This is a genomic window from Chelatococcus asaccharovorans (assembly GCF_003201475.1).
In the GTDB taxonomy this organism is placed as follows: Bacteria; Pseudomonadota; Alphaproteobacteria; order Rhizobiales; family Beijerinckiaceae; genus Chelatococcus; species Chelatococcus asaccharovorans.
The window spans coordinates 454385-468849 of the sequence record NZ_QJJK01000006.1 but is presented as its reverse complement, the minus strand read 5'-3'; the positions used below and the strand labels follow the sequence as shown (position 1 = coordinate 468849).

14 protein-coding genes are annotated in these 14465 nt (G+C 63.7%); 6 read left to right on the top strand and 8 right to left on the bottom strand.

Annotated elements, in window-relative coordinates:
• The first annotated feature begins 782 nt into the window (after positions 1-782).
• Complete coding sequence (locus C7450_RS16630; RefSeq protein ID WP_245449811.1) at positions 783-1577, top strand: rhomboid family intramembrane serine protease; 795 nt, start codon at positions 783-785, stop codon at positions 1575-1577.
• A gap of 167 nt (positions 1578-1744) precedes the next feature.
• Complete coding sequence (locus C7450_RS16625; protein ID WP_110375545.1) at positions 1745-2176, top strand: CBS domain-containing protein; 432 nt, start codon at positions 1745-1747, stop codon at positions 2174-2176.
• Positions 2177-2258: 82 nt separating this feature from the next.
• On the opposite strand, the gene C7450_RS16620 is transcribed toward C7450_RS16625, so the two are convergent.
• The 3 genes from C7450_RS16620 to folE all read right to left on the bottom strand — a co-directional run bounded on the left by C7450_RS16620 (position 2259) and on the right by folE (position 4627).
• Complete coding sequence (locus tag C7450_RS16620; protein ID WP_245449809.1) at positions 2259-3215, bottom strand: patatin-like phospholipase family protein; 957 nt, start codon at positions 3213-3215, stop codon at positions 2259-2261.
• Positions 3216-3468: 253 nt separating this feature from the next.
• Complete coding sequence (gene hisI, locus C7450_RS16615; protein ID WP_110375601.1) at positions 3469-3879, bottom strand: phosphoribosyl-AMP cyclohydrolase; 411 nt, start codon at positions 3877-3879, stop codon at positions 3469-3471.
• A 106-nt stretch (positions 3880-3985) separates the two neighbouring features.
• A complete protein-coding gene (gene folE / locus C7450_RS16610) occupies positions 3986-4627 on the bottom strand; it encodes a GTP cyclohydrolase I FolE (protein ID WP_110375543.1) in 642 nt (213 codons plus the stop codon).
• Positions 4628-4786: 159 nt separating this feature from the next.
• Between folE and C7450_RS16605 the strand changes: the two genes are divergently transcribed.
• Positions 4787-5233 carry an iron-sulfur cluster assembly scaffold protein gene (locus C7450_RS16605; protein ID WP_110375542.1) on the top strand — a complete coding sequence of 149 codons (447 nt, stop codon included), beginning with the start codon at positions 4787-4789 and terminating at the stop codon, positions 5231-5233.
• 125 nt (positions 5234-5358) lie between these two features.
• On the opposite strand, the gene C7450_RS16600 is transcribed toward C7450_RS16605, so the two are convergent.
• Together C7450_RS16600 and C7450_RS16595 are read right to left on the bottom strand one after the other, a co-directional pair.
• A complete protein-coding gene (locus tag C7450_RS16600; RefSeq protein ID WP_170147269.1) occupies positions 5359-6066 on the bottom strand; it encodes an acid phosphatase in 708 nt (235 codons plus the stop codon).
• A gap of 45 nt (positions 6067-6111) precedes the next feature.
• Positions 6112-6936 carry a MipA/OmpV family protein gene (locus C7450_RS16595; protein ID WP_110375540.1) on the bottom strand — a complete coding sequence of 275 codons (825 nt, stop codon included), beginning with the start codon at positions 6934-6936 and terminating at the stop codon, positions 6112-6114.
• Positions 6937-7116: 180 nt separating this feature from the next.
• Between C7450_RS16595 and yidD the strand changes: the two genes are divergently transcribed.
• Positions 7117-7467 carry a membrane protein insertion efficiency factor YidD gene (yidD, locus tag C7450_RS16590; RefSeq protein WP_110375539.1) on the top strand — a complete coding sequence of 117 codons (351 nt, stop codon included), beginning with the start codon at positions 7117-7119 and terminating at the stop codon, positions 7465-7467.
• Positions 7468-7558: 91 nt separating this feature from the next.
• A complete protein-coding gene (gene thrS, locus C7450_RS16585; protein WP_110375538.1) occupies positions 7559-9511 on the top strand; it encodes a threonine--tRNA ligase in 1953 nt (650 codons plus the stop codon).
• Between the two features lie 173 nt (positions 9512-9684).
• Here the strand turns inward: thrS and C7450_RS16580 are convergent, their stop codons facing one another.
• On the bottom strand, positions 9685-9897 hold the full coding sequence (locus C7450_RS16580) for a DUF1127 domain-containing protein (protein ID WP_110375600.1): 213 nt from the start codon (positions 9895-9897) through the stop codon (positions 9685-9687).
• Positions 9898-10021: 124 nt separating this feature from the next.
• Here C7450_RS16580 and C7450_RS16575 point away from each other — a divergent pair, with 124 nt between their 5' ends.
• Positions 10022-10777 carry an ArsR/SmtB family transcription factor gene (locus C7450_RS16575; protein WP_110375537.1) on the top strand — a complete coding sequence of 252 codons (756 nt, stop codon included), beginning with the start codon at positions 10022-10024 and terminating at the stop codon, positions 10775-10777.
• A gap of 45 nt (positions 10778-10822) precedes the next feature.
• Here C7450_RS16575 and C7450_RS16570 read toward each other — a convergent pair whose 3' ends face one another.
• Both C7450_RS16570 and C7450_RS16565 read right to left on the bottom strand, forming a co-directional pair.
• A complete protein-coding gene (locus C7450_RS16570; protein WP_245449841.1) occupies positions 10823-11659 on the bottom strand; it encodes a hypothetical protein in 837 nt (278 codons plus the stop codon).
• Between the two features lie 265 nt (positions 11660-11924).
• Positions 11925-14447, bottom strand: coding sequence for a YfhO family protein (locus tag C7450_RS16565; RefSeq protein WP_245449807.1), 2523 nt, complete (start codon positions 14445-14447; stop codon positions 11925-11927).
• Between the last annotated feature and the right edge of the window lie 18 nt (positions 14448-14465).

Genomic DNA, 14465 nt, shown 5'->3' with positions numbered 1-14465 from the left:
TTCGAAAATTCCACGAGAACCATAAGCATCCTAGTGGTTCTCCTGTTTCCAACATTTGCCCTCGGGGCCGATACAAATGGGATGCAAATGTTGGAAACGAACCACTCGTGGAATGAATTTGACATTCGGTACCCGCGTGATGTCGGCCTCGAGACCGAATGTCAAATTCGAAAATTCCACGAGAACCATAAGCATCCTAGTGGTTCTCCTGTTTCCAACATTTGCCCTCGGGGCCGATACAAATGGGATGCAAATGTTGGAAGCGAACCACTCGTGGAATGAATTTGACATTCGGTACCCGCTCGATGTCGGCCTCGAGACCGAATGTCAAATTCGAAAATTCCACGAGAACCATAAGCATCCTAGTGGTTCTCCTGTTTCCAACATTTGCCCTCGGGGCCGATACAAATGGGATGCAAATGTTGGAAACGAACCACTAGCTCATCTTGGTTAATGATTGATTGTTTATAAGCACATCGCACCGATATTCACCGCCTGTTCCCGCGCGATATGAGAGAAAAGGCGTTCAAAGATCGCCAAAACATGGCGGAGAAGGGCTATCCGACAGTCCTTCTTATTGTGATCGTAGATCGATGACGGGAGCGCGCAGCCTTCCGGCCCCATGACGAATGCCTTGTGAGCAATGGTGTTTCGTGCGGGAAAATATGCCAGAAGTCTTCCACCGTGATGCCGCGGCCTCGCTTGGTGGTCTTGCTTGGGAGACCCTCGCCGGGGCGGCAGCGACCGGCGCGAACCGACGCAGACGAAGGAACCTTATGCCCTTGAACGCCTTCACACCGCATCGCCCCGCGCGTGAGCCGATGGTCAATGTGCCGCGCGCGGTCGTTGTCCTGATCGGCATACTCGTTGTGATCCATGTTGCCCGGCTGGCGATCGGCGAGGAGACGGATTTTCGCGTCCTTGTCGATTTCGCCTTCGTCCCGGCGCGGCTGACGGTCGCGATCCTGCCCGCGCAGCTCGATGACGTTCTTGCGGCTGCCGCCGCGCGGGGCGGCCAGAACGTTCTTCTGGCGCAGCTCCTGCTTCAGGAAGGCTCGAAGCTCTGGACGCTCATCACCCATGCCTTCCTTCACGGGTCGTGGACGCATCTGATTTTCAACGCGCTGTGGCTGGTGGCCTTCGGCAGCCCGGTGGCGCGGCGTTTCGGCGCGGCCCGCTTTTTCCTGCTGGCGGCGCTCTGCGCCGTTGCCGGGGCTGTATTCTACGCCCTGTTCAATCCCTATGGCACGATCCCGATGATTGGTGCATCCGGCGCGATCTCGGGTGTCATGGCAGCGGCTTGCCGCTTTGTCTTTCAGCCCGGCATGCCCTGGCTCGGCCATCAGCAAGGTTTGGGGGAGTTCACCCCGGCGCAGAGCTGGCGGGAGATCCTGCAGGATCGTCGCGCGATGAGCTTCATTGCGGTCTGGTTCGGCGTGAATCTGGTATTCGGCGTGGTGGCAAGCCCGCTCGGCCTTGCCGATGGCGGTATCGCCTGGGAGGCCCATATCGGTGGCTTCGTGGCCGGCTTCCTGCTGTTTCCCCTGCTCGACCCGGTCGCACGCCGGCGCCGCTGAGCCGGATCTCTTCAGGCTTTCCGGCAACCACCGGCGTGCCGCGCACCACTTCACGCACACATCACGGATCGCATTGACCTTGCGGTCCGCATAAGCTTTCCCCACAATCTCTGACAATCGGTCGCAGGTTGTTCTGAGCCTGTGTCCCTGGAGGAAGGAGGAAGGCAATGTCCGTCGATCGCATTCTTGCCATGAAGGGGGGAGACGTCGTCACGATACCGCCCCACCGCACGCTCGATGAGGCCGTGAAGCTCTTGGCCGAAAAGCACATCGGCGCGCTGGTCGTCGCCGGTGCAGACCGCAAGGTTCTTGGCATCATCACCGAACGCGATATCGTCCGCGTGCTTGCCAAGGAGGGGGCCGTCGCCTTCAGCGAGGCGGTTTCGGCGCATATGACGGCGAATGTCCGCACCTGCACCGGAAGCTTCCTTGTCAACGACGTGATGGAATTGATGACGCTCGGCAAATTCCGGCATGTCCCCGTCGTGGAGAACGGGGTGCTGGTGGGTATCATCTCCATCGGCGATGTCGTCAAGCATCGGCTCGCTGAAGTCGAGCACGAGCATCAGATCCTGCGCGAGTATATCGCGACCGCCTGATGCGGACTTGCTCCGCTCGAAAATTGACGTGCAAACCCATCGGCTTGGATGGTCGGACGTTTCCATCCAAGCCGGATCTGCTCTACCCGATAACCTGCCGGGCCATCGATTCCTGGATGAGATAATCACGGATCTCGTCCATCATCCGTTCGGCGGCATCGGCGCCAAGGGCAATCGACTCCTCGGCCTTGTGGAAGTCGAACAGGCCGATACGATTGAGCTTCGGTGAAATCATGAGGTCGGGAGGATCGCCGGCGAGACGCGAGCGGGCGATCCGATCCTGGGTGATATTGAAGGCATCGACCATCACCGAGCCGATGCCAGGACCGCCATCGGAACGCGTGGCGAACTGGCGGACGCGTTCCGCGACGCCCCAGACCGGCCCAAGCAGGCTGCGCCGCTTGGCGGCGGCTTCGGCGATGATGGTTTGCGTGCTCTGGGCGGCATCGGGGTCGACGACGGGGATGACCGCGCCGCGGCTGCGCGAATCGCCGTTCAAATTCACGCAGATGACCACATCGGCACCGAGCGCGCGGGCCACCGTCACCGGTATCGGATTGACGAGGGCACCGTCCATCAGCCAGCGCCCACCGAACTTGACTGCGTCGAGGACCCCGGGGAGGGCGTAGGAGGCGCGCATGATATCGGTGAGCAGGCCCTTGGTCAGCCAGACCTCATGGCCACTGCCAAGCTCGGTCGCCACCGCCGCGAAGCGGTGGGGCAGGGTCTCGGCGCGGATGCCTATGAGATTTTCATCGAGAAGTCTCTTCAGCCGGTCGCCGGCGATGAGGCCGGATCCGTTCAGGTGAAAGTCCAGGAGACTGATGACGCGCCGGCGGGTCAGCGAGCGTGCGAAAGCCTCGAGCACATCAAGCTTGCCGGCGGAAAAGCAGCCGCCGACCACCGCGCCGATCGACGTGCCGACGATCACGTCGGGAATGAGTCCCTCACGCTCCAGGGCTTTCACCACGCCGATGTGAGACCAGCCGCGGGCCGCGCCGCCGCCCAAGGCAAGCCCCACCTTCACGCGTGAGGGCAAGCCGTTCTGCGGGGCGGATGTGGTGTAGGCTGGCGTGTCCGACTCGGGCGAGACAGCGGGAGAACCAGGTGCCCCATAACCAGGTGCCTCGAAACCGGGTGCTTCAGAACCGGATGCTTCGGAGCGGTTGGATCCGGAGGCCATTCTTCCCAACATCGATGATGTCCCGAACTTGTCCGCTGCAATCGCGGCAACCTGCCACGAATTCGTTCACAAGCGCTTCAAGGCAACGGGCCGAGGCAGCGCGTGCCGGTCAGGTCTTGGTAGGGGTAAGCTGTCGTGAAGCATCGCCGAGGGCCACGCTCCGGTAGAAGCAGCTCCGTCTGCCGGTGTGGCAGCACCCCCCGTCTCCGCCGACGCGCACCTTGATCCAGATGGCATCCTGGTCGCAATCGACCCGCATGTCGACGATGGTCTGCAACTGACCGGACGTGTCACCCTTGTGCCAGAGCGTCTGGCGCGAACGTGACCAATACCAGGCTTCGCCGGTGGCGATGCTGCGCGCCAGCGCCTCGGCGTTCATATGCGCAACCATGAGAACCTCGCCGGTATCGGCGTGGGTCGTCACGCAGGTGATCAGGCCATTGGCGTCGAAGGCGGGCATGAGAATCTCGCCTTCCTCCACCTCGGCCGTGGTACCCCGCGATGCAAAAGCCGTCGCAATTCCTGAAGTCTCGCTCACGAGGGATGATCCGGTTGGAGAAAAGGTCGGAAGGGCGCATTGCTACCAATGGCTACCAATAGCCGCCAATGACCGCCATAGGCGGGCATCAGGCCGCCTTTGAGCGCACCATCGCCATGAAGCGGGCCTGTTCACCGGGCTCCTCCTTGAACAGCCCGGTGAAGCGGGTGGTGAGGGTGGAAACGCCCTGCTTCTGAATGCCACGCATGGACATGCACATATGCTCGGCTTCGATCATGACGGCGACGCCGCGCGGCTTCAGCGTCTCTTCGAGCGCATCGGTGATCTGGGCGGTGAGCCGCTCCTGCGTCTGCAGGCGGCGGGCATAGACATCGACGACGCGCGCCAGCTTCGACAGACCGACGACGCCTTGCGTCGGATAATAGGCGATATGCGCGGTGCCGATGATCGGCACCATGTGATGCTCGCAGTGGGAATAGAAGGGAATATCGCGGAGGAGCACGAGGCCGTCGTAGCCTGCGACCTCCTCGAACACCCTGTCGAGCACGATGGAGGGATCGTCGCGATAGCCCCGGAAGAGTTCCTCGTAGGTGCGTACGACGCGTCGCGGCGTATCGATCAGTCCTTCGCGGTCCGGATCCTCGCCAGCCCATTGCAGGAGGACGCGAACCGCAGCCTCCGCTTCTTCGCGGCTGGGTCGCGTAACACTGGGCTTGTCGGCGGTGGCGTCTGCCATTCGCGCGGACAAGGACTTAACCACGGCGTCCATGTGGTGCCTCCCGCTTGATCCTCAATCGCCCCAAAAACAGGGCATGACTCTATACGTCGACGGTCGCTCAGCAGATCTTCCGGCTCGTCAATCCTGTGCCTATATATACCGGGATTGGCAGGTCGCAATGCGCAACGGTCGGACTCTGGGCGAAAAGTCATGCTGAATGATATCTACAACAGGCGGATTCTCGAGCTGGCGGCTGACATTCCGCGGCTTGGGCGATTGGCTGAGCCACAGGCGTCCGCGACTGCCCATTCCAAGCTGTGTGGCTCTACGGTCACGGTCGATCTCGTCATGGATCACGATACCGTTACGGATTTCGCCCATGACGTGAAGGCCTGCGCGCTTGGCCAGGCCTCCTCGTCGATCATGGCGCGCCATGTGATCGGTGCGACGGCGGACGAGCTGCGCCAGCTGCGCGAGGCGATGCGTCGCATGCTCAAGGAGAACGGTTCTCCGCCCGGTGGACGCTGGTCGGACCTCGCGGTTCTTGAACCCGTGCGTGACTACAAGGCCCGGCATGCCTCGACGCTTTTGACTTTCGATGCTGTGGTGGATGCGATCGACAAGATCGGCGCCAAGCGCCTGGCCGAGGCGAGCTGAGCGGGATGCCGAAGTCCGCCGTGCGCCCCTTCGGCCGGTGCCCTGCGCGCTCAACCATTGAACAAGAGAGCGCGGCTGCAGTGAAACCCGCGGCGCGGTCACGGTTGACGGGGATGACCCGAAGCTCAGTGGGCGGTTTGCAGGTTTAGCGCGGCCTGGATCTCTTCACGCACGTCCCGAAAGGCGGCGTGATAGCGGGGCGAGGCCTTGAGCGCGGCGAAGATGGCCTCGGCGGCACGCTGGCCGGCAGCGATATCGCTCGGATAGTGAACGCCGCACAGGGCGCGGCTTTCGGCATAGGTTTGGGCGCGTGCGAGCAGCGCATCCCGGTCGCGCGGGAGCATGTCCGCGAGAATGAGGCCGTAGAGATAACCGAGCGCTGCATGGCTCGACGGGTAGGATCCGGTCGTCGGCCGTTTGACGCAGGTCGTCACGGCGGGATTGGCGACGAAGGGTCGCGGCCTTTGCCACCGGTTCTTGACCGTGGCGAGGATCGCCTCTTCATCAGCCGTGATCTCAGCGAAGAAGGCCGCGGTCAGCGGCAGGCGCTTCCTGCGGAAATCAGGACCGAGGACATCCGCGAAGCGGAAAACGGTCTGCTTCCGGTCTTTTTGAGCCAGCGCGACGGATTCGCTCGTGCGGCCCGCTTGCAGCGCAAGAACAGCGTCCATGTCCGCCTTGGCTTCCGGCGACGCGGGTTCGGGCGGCGGAGGCAGCACGGCAGACAGGTTGACCGCCTCGGGAGTGATGTAGGAGGGGCTGACGTCCCGGGCCATGGCCACGGGAGCGTCGGCAAGAAGGCAGAAGAGTGCGATCGCGGCGAAGCTCCGCACTCGGTGCGGGAGCTTCGGGCAGCGGGGCGCGCCGTCCATGAAGGCTTAGCGCATGTAGAAGGAATAGGCGGCGCTGAGACCGACGACGAATTGGTCCTTGGAGCCTAAGTTGCTCACGATCGGGCTCTTGCTGGCATCCTGGACCAGCCGTGTCCAGCTGGCCTGCAGGGTGGTGGACCAATTGTCATTGAACTTGTAGGTGCCGGCAGCGGCGATACCTGCACCGAAGAGACCCGCGGAGGGCTTGTAGGGATAGACCTGCCAGTTGAGCGCGGCTTCACTCGCATCAACGCCGAAATTGGTCCGCATGAACTTGCCGTTGCCGAACATCATGCGCGGGCCCGCGGAGAGTGTCAGATTGCCGATCGGCTGGACGAAATCCGCTGCGAGATCACCGACCCACCCGTCGTCGGCGCGGAAGCCGTGGCGAATTTCCACGCGTCCGCGCAGGTTCTGCGTCGGCCAGACCTCGGCGTAAACGCCACCTTGAATCGTCCATTGGACCTTGTTGAGGCCATAGAGTTCGCGATTGCCATCGAGATAGCGCCCGGGACGGTAGCGCGCGACCGGACCGATATTGAACCATTCGTTCTGAAAGAGCGCGATGCCGATACCGTCATCGGGCGCGCTGAACTGATAGGGCGTGCTTGCCTTGCGAATACCGATGGAGGGGAAGGGGGTGAACGTATAGTCCTTCGCGCCGAGATAGTCCGGGTTGACGATGCCATTGCCCTTCAAAGTAACGACCCATTGACTGTCCGGCTGACGGGTTGCCGTCGCCTCGGTGGGAATACTCCAGTCAGTCGCCAAGGCTGCCCCGCTTGTCATGAGCAAGCCGAGGCCAAAAGCGGGCAACGCATACCGAACCATATGACAACTCCTTACCGACCACCGCTTTTATTGAGCGAAAAGCCTCACCATTTGCTTACCGGATCCCCGTGCCCCAGGAGGGTCCGCAAAAAAGGCTCGCCAGTTCTTCCGCAAGTCATATTCGAAATATCAGCATAATACCTCAGATGTTTGAGGTGCCATGAAAAGGCAAGCGGGTTCATGAGAAAACATCCGGGTGTTGTCATTGCGCATCTGTTGATCCGGACCTATCAGCTCACGCTTTCAAGCCTGATCGGACGAACCTGCCGCCATCTGCCGACATGCTCGTCCTATATGGATGAGGCGATCGACCGCCACGGGGTCTGGGCGGGGGGCTGGATGGGAACCGCGCGGCTTTGCCGTTGCACCCCCTGGGGGACGTCGGGCCTCGATGTCGTGCCGGAGCAATTGCCCTTCGGCAGCACCTGGTATAAGCCGTGGCGCTACGGTCGTTGGCGCGGCGTGAACGCGCCGCAGTTTATCTGCGAGGCCGTCGATCCCGAGGATCGCGAAGCCAAGACCAGCCCGTGAAGCACGGATGCCCTCCGGCGTCCGCGCGGGGCCCGACAGAAACGCACAACGCTTACCTGCGCCGTATGCAGGAGTGAGCAGGAGCACATGAATGATTAATCTGACATTTCCCGATGGCGCCGAACGCTCCTTCGCCGAAGGAACGACCGGCTTCGATATCGCCAAGGGCATCTCCCCGTCGCTGGCCAAGCGCACCGTTGCCATGGCGCTCGACGGCGTCACGACCGATCTCGCCGACCCGATCGAGCGGGACGCGCGCATCGAATTCGTGACCCGTGACGATCCGCGCGCGCTGGAGCTCATCCGCCACGACTGCGCCCATGTGCTGGCCGAGGCCGTGCAGGAGCTCTTCCCCGGCACGCAGGTGACCATCGGCCCCGTCATCGAGAACGGCTTCTACTACGACTTCGCGCGCAACGAGCCCTTCACACCTGAAGATCTTCCGAAGATCGAGGCGAAGATGCGCGAGATCATCGCGCGCGACAAGCCGTTCACCAAGGACATCTGGAGCCGCGACAAGGCAAAGGAAGTCTTCCGCGAGAAGGGCGAGGCCTACAAGGTCGAACTCGTCGACGCGATCCCGGAGGGGCAGAGTCTCAAGATCTACCATCAGGGCGACTGGTTCGACCTGTGCCGCGGTCCGCATATGACCTCCACAGGCAAGATCGGCAATGCCTTCAAGCTGATGAAGGTCGCGGGCGCCTACTGGCGCGGCGACAGCAACAACGCGATGCTGACACGCATCTACGGGACGGCCTGGAGGAACCAGGAGGACCTCGATCATTATCTGCATCAGCTCGAGGAAGCGGAGAAGCGCGACCATCGCCGGCTCGGCCGCGAGATGGATCTCTTCCACTTCCAGGAGGAGGGGCCGGGCGTCGTCTTCTGGCACCCCAAGGGCTGGAGCCTGTTCCAGAGCCTGATCGCCTATATGCGCCGGCGGCTCGCTGCCGACTACGCGGAGGTCAACGCGCCGCAGGTGCTCGACAAGTCCTTGTGGGAGACCTCAGGGCATTGGGGCTGGTACAAGGAGAACATGTTCAAGGTGCAGTCCGCCGGCGATGAGACGGAGGACGAGCGCGTCTTCGCCTTGAAGCCGATGAACTGTCCCGGCCATGTGCAGATCTTCAAGCACGGCCTGAAAAGCTATCGCGACCTGCCGATGCGGCTCGCCGAATTCGGTGCCGTGCATCGCTACGAGCCGTCGGGCGCGCTGCACGGGCTGATGCGCGTGCGCGGGTTCACCCAGGACGACGCGCATATCTTCTGTACGGAAGAGCAGATGGCGGAGGAATGCCTCAAGATCAACGATCTCATTCTCTCGACCTATGCCGATTTCGGCTTCGAGGAGATCGTCGTGAAGCTCTCCACGCGGCCGGAGAAGCGCGTCGGCAGCGACGAGGTCTGGGATCACGCCGAGGCGGTGATGAGCCGCGTGCTCGAGGAGATCGCCGCACGCTCCGGTGGCCGCATCAAGACCGACATCCTGCCGGGTGAGGGCGCCTTCTACGGGCCGAAGTTCGAATATACCCTGCGCGATGCTATCGGCCGCGAATGGCAGTGCGGCACGACGCAGGTCGACTTCAACCTGCCCGAGCGATTCGGGGCGTTCTATGTGGATGCCGATGGCACCAAGAAGCCGCCGGTGATGATCCACCGCGCCATCTGCGGCTCGATGGAGCGCTTCACAGGCATCCTCATCGAGCATTTCGCGGGCCATTTCCCGCTGTGGCTCGCACCCTCCCAGGTCGTCGTCGCGACCATCACGTCGGACGCGGACGCTTATGCGGAAGACGTGGTCGCAACGCTGAAGGCCGCCGGCCTGCGGGCCGAGAAGGACCTGCGCAACGAGAAGATCACTTACAAGGTGCGCGAGCACTCGCTGGCCAAGGTGCCGGTGCTGCTCGTTGTCGGGCGTAAGGAAGCGGCCGAACGCACCGTGTCGATACGCCGGCTCGGATCGCCCAACCAGACCTCGATGACACTGGACGAGGCGCTCGCCGACCTCCTCAGGGAAGCGAGGCCGCCGGATCTGTCTCGCTAGAGCAAGTCCGTCTTTTGCGGACTTGCTCCGCTCAAAAATTAACAAGCAAAGTCATAGACTTAGATGGAATCGGCCGATTCCATCCAAGTCGGATTTGCTCTCGGCCGAATGTCGACGGGTCAAAGACCAATGTTTCGCTGAAGCCATTCTCAGGGAACCAGCGGCCATCGGGGTCAGCGCGCCGGGCCGTCCCACGGCCAGCGCGCGGCCTCGCGTTCGGCGTCCACCTGGGACAGGCCGATGTCCTTCAGGGCGGTCTCGTCGAGCTGCCGTAGACGGCGGCGCTCCACGGAGCGCGAGAGGCAGAGTTCCAGCCAGGCCACCCAGCGCAAGCCATAGCTGCCGCTGCTTGTGGTGATGGATGAAGGCAGAGATATATTGGCCATGGTGTTGTCCTCGTTCTGCGGCGGACGATGACGGCGGCAGCGGCCCCTGTCGCCGGAGAACGCTTCGACCGATAGCGAAGGATCGGAACGTGCGACGTGCACTATGGCCTGCTAATCTTGAGCGATGAGTGCGCAGACACACCTTGCCCAGATCGGGGCGCTGGTGGGTGATCCCACTCGCGCCAATATCCTGCTCGCCCTAATGGACGGCCAGGCTCGCACCGCGAAGGAACTCGCGTTCCTGGCGCGGGTCGGCGCGCCGACGGCGAGTGCCCATCTGGCGAAACTGGTCGATGGCGGCCTGTTGACCGCGGTGGCCCAGGGACGGCATCGCTACTACCGCATCGCCTCGCCGGACATCGGCCGGATGATCGAGGTGATGCTCGGCTTTGCCGGGACCATCGCCGGTTCCGCCGCCAGACCCTTGCGCCGCGCCGGACCGGCCGATGAGCGGATGCGCGCCGCGCGCACCTGCTACGACCATATCGCTGGTCGACTTGGCGTGGCGATCGCCGATGCCATGCAGGGCGCGGGCCATGTGGTGCTGGAGGATGGTGCCGGGCGGCTCACATCGAGCGGCCACGTCTTTCTCCTGCGACTAGGCGTCGACCTCGACGAGGGCCGCAGCGGCCGCATCCTGTGCCGGCCCTGCCTCGACTGGAGCGAGCGGCGCTTTCATCTGGCCGGACAGGTTGGAAAGGCGCTGTGCAACCACTGCCTGCGGCTGGGGTGGGTCGAGAGGACCCGCGATTCCCGGGCTCTCGCCATCACGCCGACCGGGCAAGCGGCATTCCAGACGTTCTTCGGGATTGCGGCCTGCGATGCGGACCCGCAGCCAGCGGAGCATCGGGCGGAGGCGACACCCAGTCCCGTGACGTGATCCGCCGCACGAGAGATGCAAATCCCGGCGTTCACCGGACTTGTTCTAGCGCGCGACGATCTCGATGTCCTTGTCCAGGCCGCTGTCGACCTTGAATTCCCGCGTATAGACCTGGCCGTCATGCCGGGCGATCAGCACATAATCGCCCTCTGCGAGCACCAGCGAGGGGAAAGCGCCGATCGCCTCGCGGATCACGTCGCCGCCCGGTGTCAGCACGCTGAACGCGGTGCCCGCGAAGGCCTCGCCGCCGGCGGCGTTCACGAGCTTCAGCGTAACGGTGGCGGCGCGGTGGTTGACCGTCGCCTCCGTCAGCTTGCCGGCCTCCACCCGCAGGTCGCTGCGCATGATCGCATTGGTGTCGCCATAGGTCGAGACGATGCGATAGGAGCCCTCCGGCAGGCGAATCAGGTCCCCAGGCTTGGCGTCGGCAACGACCAGACGCCCCTCGGCATCGTTGCCGACGGGCAGGTAGACGGAGAAGGTCAGCTTCGAGACCGGAATCGCGATATCGCCGATGGTGCCGGCGACCTTCAGCGCCCCCGCATTGACCGTCAGGGTCTCATCGAGCGGGGTATTCCGCAGGGTGATGCGGCGCATGGCGCTGGCGAAGCCGTAAGAAGCGTGCAGCATATAGGTGCCGGGCGGCAGCTCGAAATGGCTTGTGGCGTCATTCGAGCGGGCCATCAGCTCCGGTGGCGCGCCATCGCTGCCCAGCCGGTACACCCGCCAGATCAGGCCTGAGCGGATCGGGGTGTCGCGCGTGGTCAAGGTGGCACTGGCCGTGACCAGACTCTTGACTGCGGCGGGCCCATCGAGTGGCGCCATCGCGGCGGGTGGCGCGGCCGGCGACGTTGCTGTCGTGGGCGGAAGCGGCTGCGCCATCGGTGCCTGTGCGAGAGCCGGCGTTGCCAGCACCAGGAGCAACGCCAGCGAGGCTTCCGATGTCAGGGCCGAAGGAGCCCATCCCGGGCCGGTGGCGCGTCGCGGTGGCACAAACCTCGGATGCCTGCCACCATGTCCCGCGTTGCCTTCGAGCCTGCCGATCATTCGTGTGCGCCTGGTCATCATCCGCCGTATGTGCCAAGGGAAGACGCCCACCGCAAGCCGGCGTCCCGGCCAGCATGGTATCGGCTACGGACCACCGCGCTCATTTCACCGCGGCCGTTTCCTTGTCGTCCAATAGGTCGGCTGCGGCTGTGGCGAGATTATGAAGCGATAGCGGCTGGTAACTGAATTCGACCATGTGGCGGCCCGCCGGCACCTCCACGGCCCGGAACAGAAGATTGGCGCGCCGGATCGGCTTTTCCTCGCCATCGACCGTCACCTGCCAGCCGGGATAGTAGATATCATGCAGAACGAGCATCGCCGGCTTGTCGGCGACCACGCGGATGCGCACGCTGTTGCGACGGTAACGGATGATGATGGCCTTGCCGCTGGGAGGCTCCAGCGTTTCCGTGGAATCTCCGAGGCCGTAACGGTTGTCGAGATCCTTGACGTCGGCCACGTCGATGAGCGCTTCGTCGCTGTGCTCCAGATCGGGCAGGCCCTGTTCCTTGAGAACGCGCTCGCTCTCCACCGGCACGAGGCGCGTCGCCAGATAGGCGCGGGGCGTGCGCGGGGGCATCTTGTAGATCCACATCGTCCCCGCGCCGTAGATCAGCCTGGCTTGCGGCAGATGCGGGAACTGGGACGGCATCTTCTCCACCGGGCGGTCGAGGACGATGTATTCGAGGCCGAGCAGGGATGCGAGACGCGAGCGATAGTTGCGGAAGGTGATCGGGAATTGGCGCAGGCTCGCGTCGGCGGCATTCTCGCCCGGTCCGACGGCGCGCTCATAATCGGCAATGCGCAGCGGGTTGTAGCCCAAAGTGTCCTCCAGGCCGAGCACCATCGAGGCGTTCTGCCAGGCCCCCTGAAGGCCGAGGATCTCCACGCGCGGACGCGCGCCTTCCGCGTGGCGGGCGGCCAGCTCGCGCGTCAGGACCTGCAGGCCGCGCAACTGGTCGGCAGGCAGCTGCTCGAAGACCGCGTAGCGGTCCCGCGGCTCGGCGTTGAGGGCGGAGGCGGCATTGCGCAGGATGAGATCGCCACCCGTGATGGCGACGAGTGCCGCGCAGGCATAGAGGCGCAGCGCGGGCTTTCGCCCAGCGATGATCACGGCTGCGGCGATGAGAGCAACCAGGGCACCAAGGCCGATTTGGGTCATCGCCTCCGGCAGCTTGCCCGCGGCAATGGCGAAACGGCTCGCGTTGATGATCGCCGCCGCCGTCAGCCCGACAGCGAGCACGACGAGAAGGGGGCTCGCCGGATGGCGTTCCACGTCGGCGCGCTTGGGGGCTCCTTCCGCCATGAAACGGTGAACGAGATAGCCGGCCGCCATGGCGAAGGCGAAGTTCAGCATGAAGGTCGCATCGGCCGGTCGCCGGTAGAGATCGACACCCGGGATATAGCGGTAGAACAGCTCGAACACCGGCGTGTAATAGCCCAGAGCATAGATGAGGGCGCCTATGCCCACATAGAGGAAGAAGCGGAACTCCCGCGCGAGCAGGCGACCGCCGCCGATGCCGTGCCACAGGATGAGCATGGCGGGAACGGTGCCGATGAACAGATAGTCGATCGCCCGGTCCGTCCATGTGCCCTCGGGCAGGGTGTGCGGCCCCGGCCCCCAATAATCATAGGTCAGGTTGAGGGAGCCGAAGATGTTGCCGAAGATCGCCGTCGCAAGGCTCTGCGGCGGCAGCGATCCCATCCCCGCCGTCGCGAAATCGATCATCGGGCGGTTGGAATCCGAGAGGAACTGGATCGTCAGAAGGGCAGGAATGGCCAGGAGTGCGGCGCCTGTCACCGCCATGACGGCCAGGAGGCCGATGCGGCTGCGCAGATAGGTCAGCGGTGCGCTGGCCGCAAAGACCTGATAGCCGACGCTGCCGATCAAGGCGAGACAGAAGAGATAGGCTACCTGGTCGCGCCCCAGGGCCATCAGCGAGGCGACGATGCCGAAGGCAATCGCCCGAACGTAGGAGCGGCGGGCGAGCGAGCTCTCAAGAAGGAACAGCGCCAGTGGGAAATAGCCGTAAGAGAAGATCATTCCCGTGTGCTGCAGGCGTGCCGAAGCCGAGCCGCCGAGAATATAGATCATGACCGTGACGATGGCACCGGCCGGATGCCAGCCCCTGCGCTTGAACAGTCCGACGATGCCGACCGCGCCCAGGAGGAAATGGGCGTAGACGGCGATATCGAAGAGCTGCATCGAGGCCCGTGGCAGAAGCCAGCCGAACAGGACCATGGAGGGCGTGAACAAGAGCGACTGGGGATCTGCGACCGAGGGATAGCCGCTGAAATGATAGGGGTTCCACAGCGGCCATTCGCCCGCCTCGAGCGAGGCGCCGAGATAGCGCAGCATGGGATAGAAATGGTTTTTCGAATCCCACGGCACGACCGCGCCGGTGACCGGCCAGACCAGCGCCGTCACCAGCCAGAAGGCGAAGATGATGAGGAGGGTGCGGGTCGTCGTCTCGCGTGTCCAGCCGGCCGTGGCGGACGGCGACGAGGACCCGGCGCTCGGCGTGCTTGCAAACAAGCGCAGCACGCGTCGAGCGGGCCGCGCTTGAAGGGGCTTGACGAAGCGGAACATGGGCTGGCCGGGCGTGGGCTGTTCAGGACTGGACATGATGGGGCTGGATGCGTC

Bases quoted from the DNA above. Each gene is read 5' to 3' on its own strand.
- C7450_RS16570 (WP_245449841.1), bottom strand. From the start codon at position 11,659: ATGGCGCAGCCGCTTCCGCCCACGACAGCAACGTCGCCGGCCGCGCCA.
- folE (WP_110375543.1), bottom strand. From the start codon at position 4,627: ATGGACGCCGTGGTTAAGTCCTTGTCCGCGCGAATGGCAGACGCCACC.
- thrS (WP_110375538.1), top strand. From the start codon at position 7,559: ATGATTAATCTGACATTTCCCGATGGCGCCGAACGCTCCTTCGCCGAA.
- yidD (WP_110375539.1), top strand. From the start codon at position 7,117: ATGAGAAAACATCCGGGTGTTGTCATTGCGCATCTGTTGATCCGGACC.
- C7450_RS16580 (WP_110375600.1), bottom strand. From the start codon at position 9,897: ATGGCCAATATATCTCTGCCTTCATCCATCACCACAAGCAGCGGCAGC.
- C7450_RS16595 (WP_110375540.1), bottom strand. From the start codon at position 6,936: ATGGTTCGGTATGCGTTGCCCGCTTTTGGCCTCGGCTTGCTCATGACA.
- C7450_RS16605 (WP_110375542.1), top strand. From the start codon at position 4,787: ATGCTGAATGATATCTACAACAGGCGGATTCTCGAGCTGGCGGCTGAC.
- C7450_RS16565 (WP_245449807.1), bottom strand. From the start codon at position 14,447: ATGTCCAGTCCTGAACAGCCCACGCCCGGCCAGCCCATGTTCCGCTTC.
- C7450_RS16625 (WP_110375545.1), top strand. From the start codon at position 1,745: ATGTCCGTCGATCGCATTCTTGCCATGAAGGGGGGAGACGTCGTCACG.
- C7450_RS16575 (WP_110375537.1), top strand. From the start codon at position 10,022: ATGAGTGCGCAGACACACCTTGCCCAGATCGGGGCGCTGGTGGGTGAT.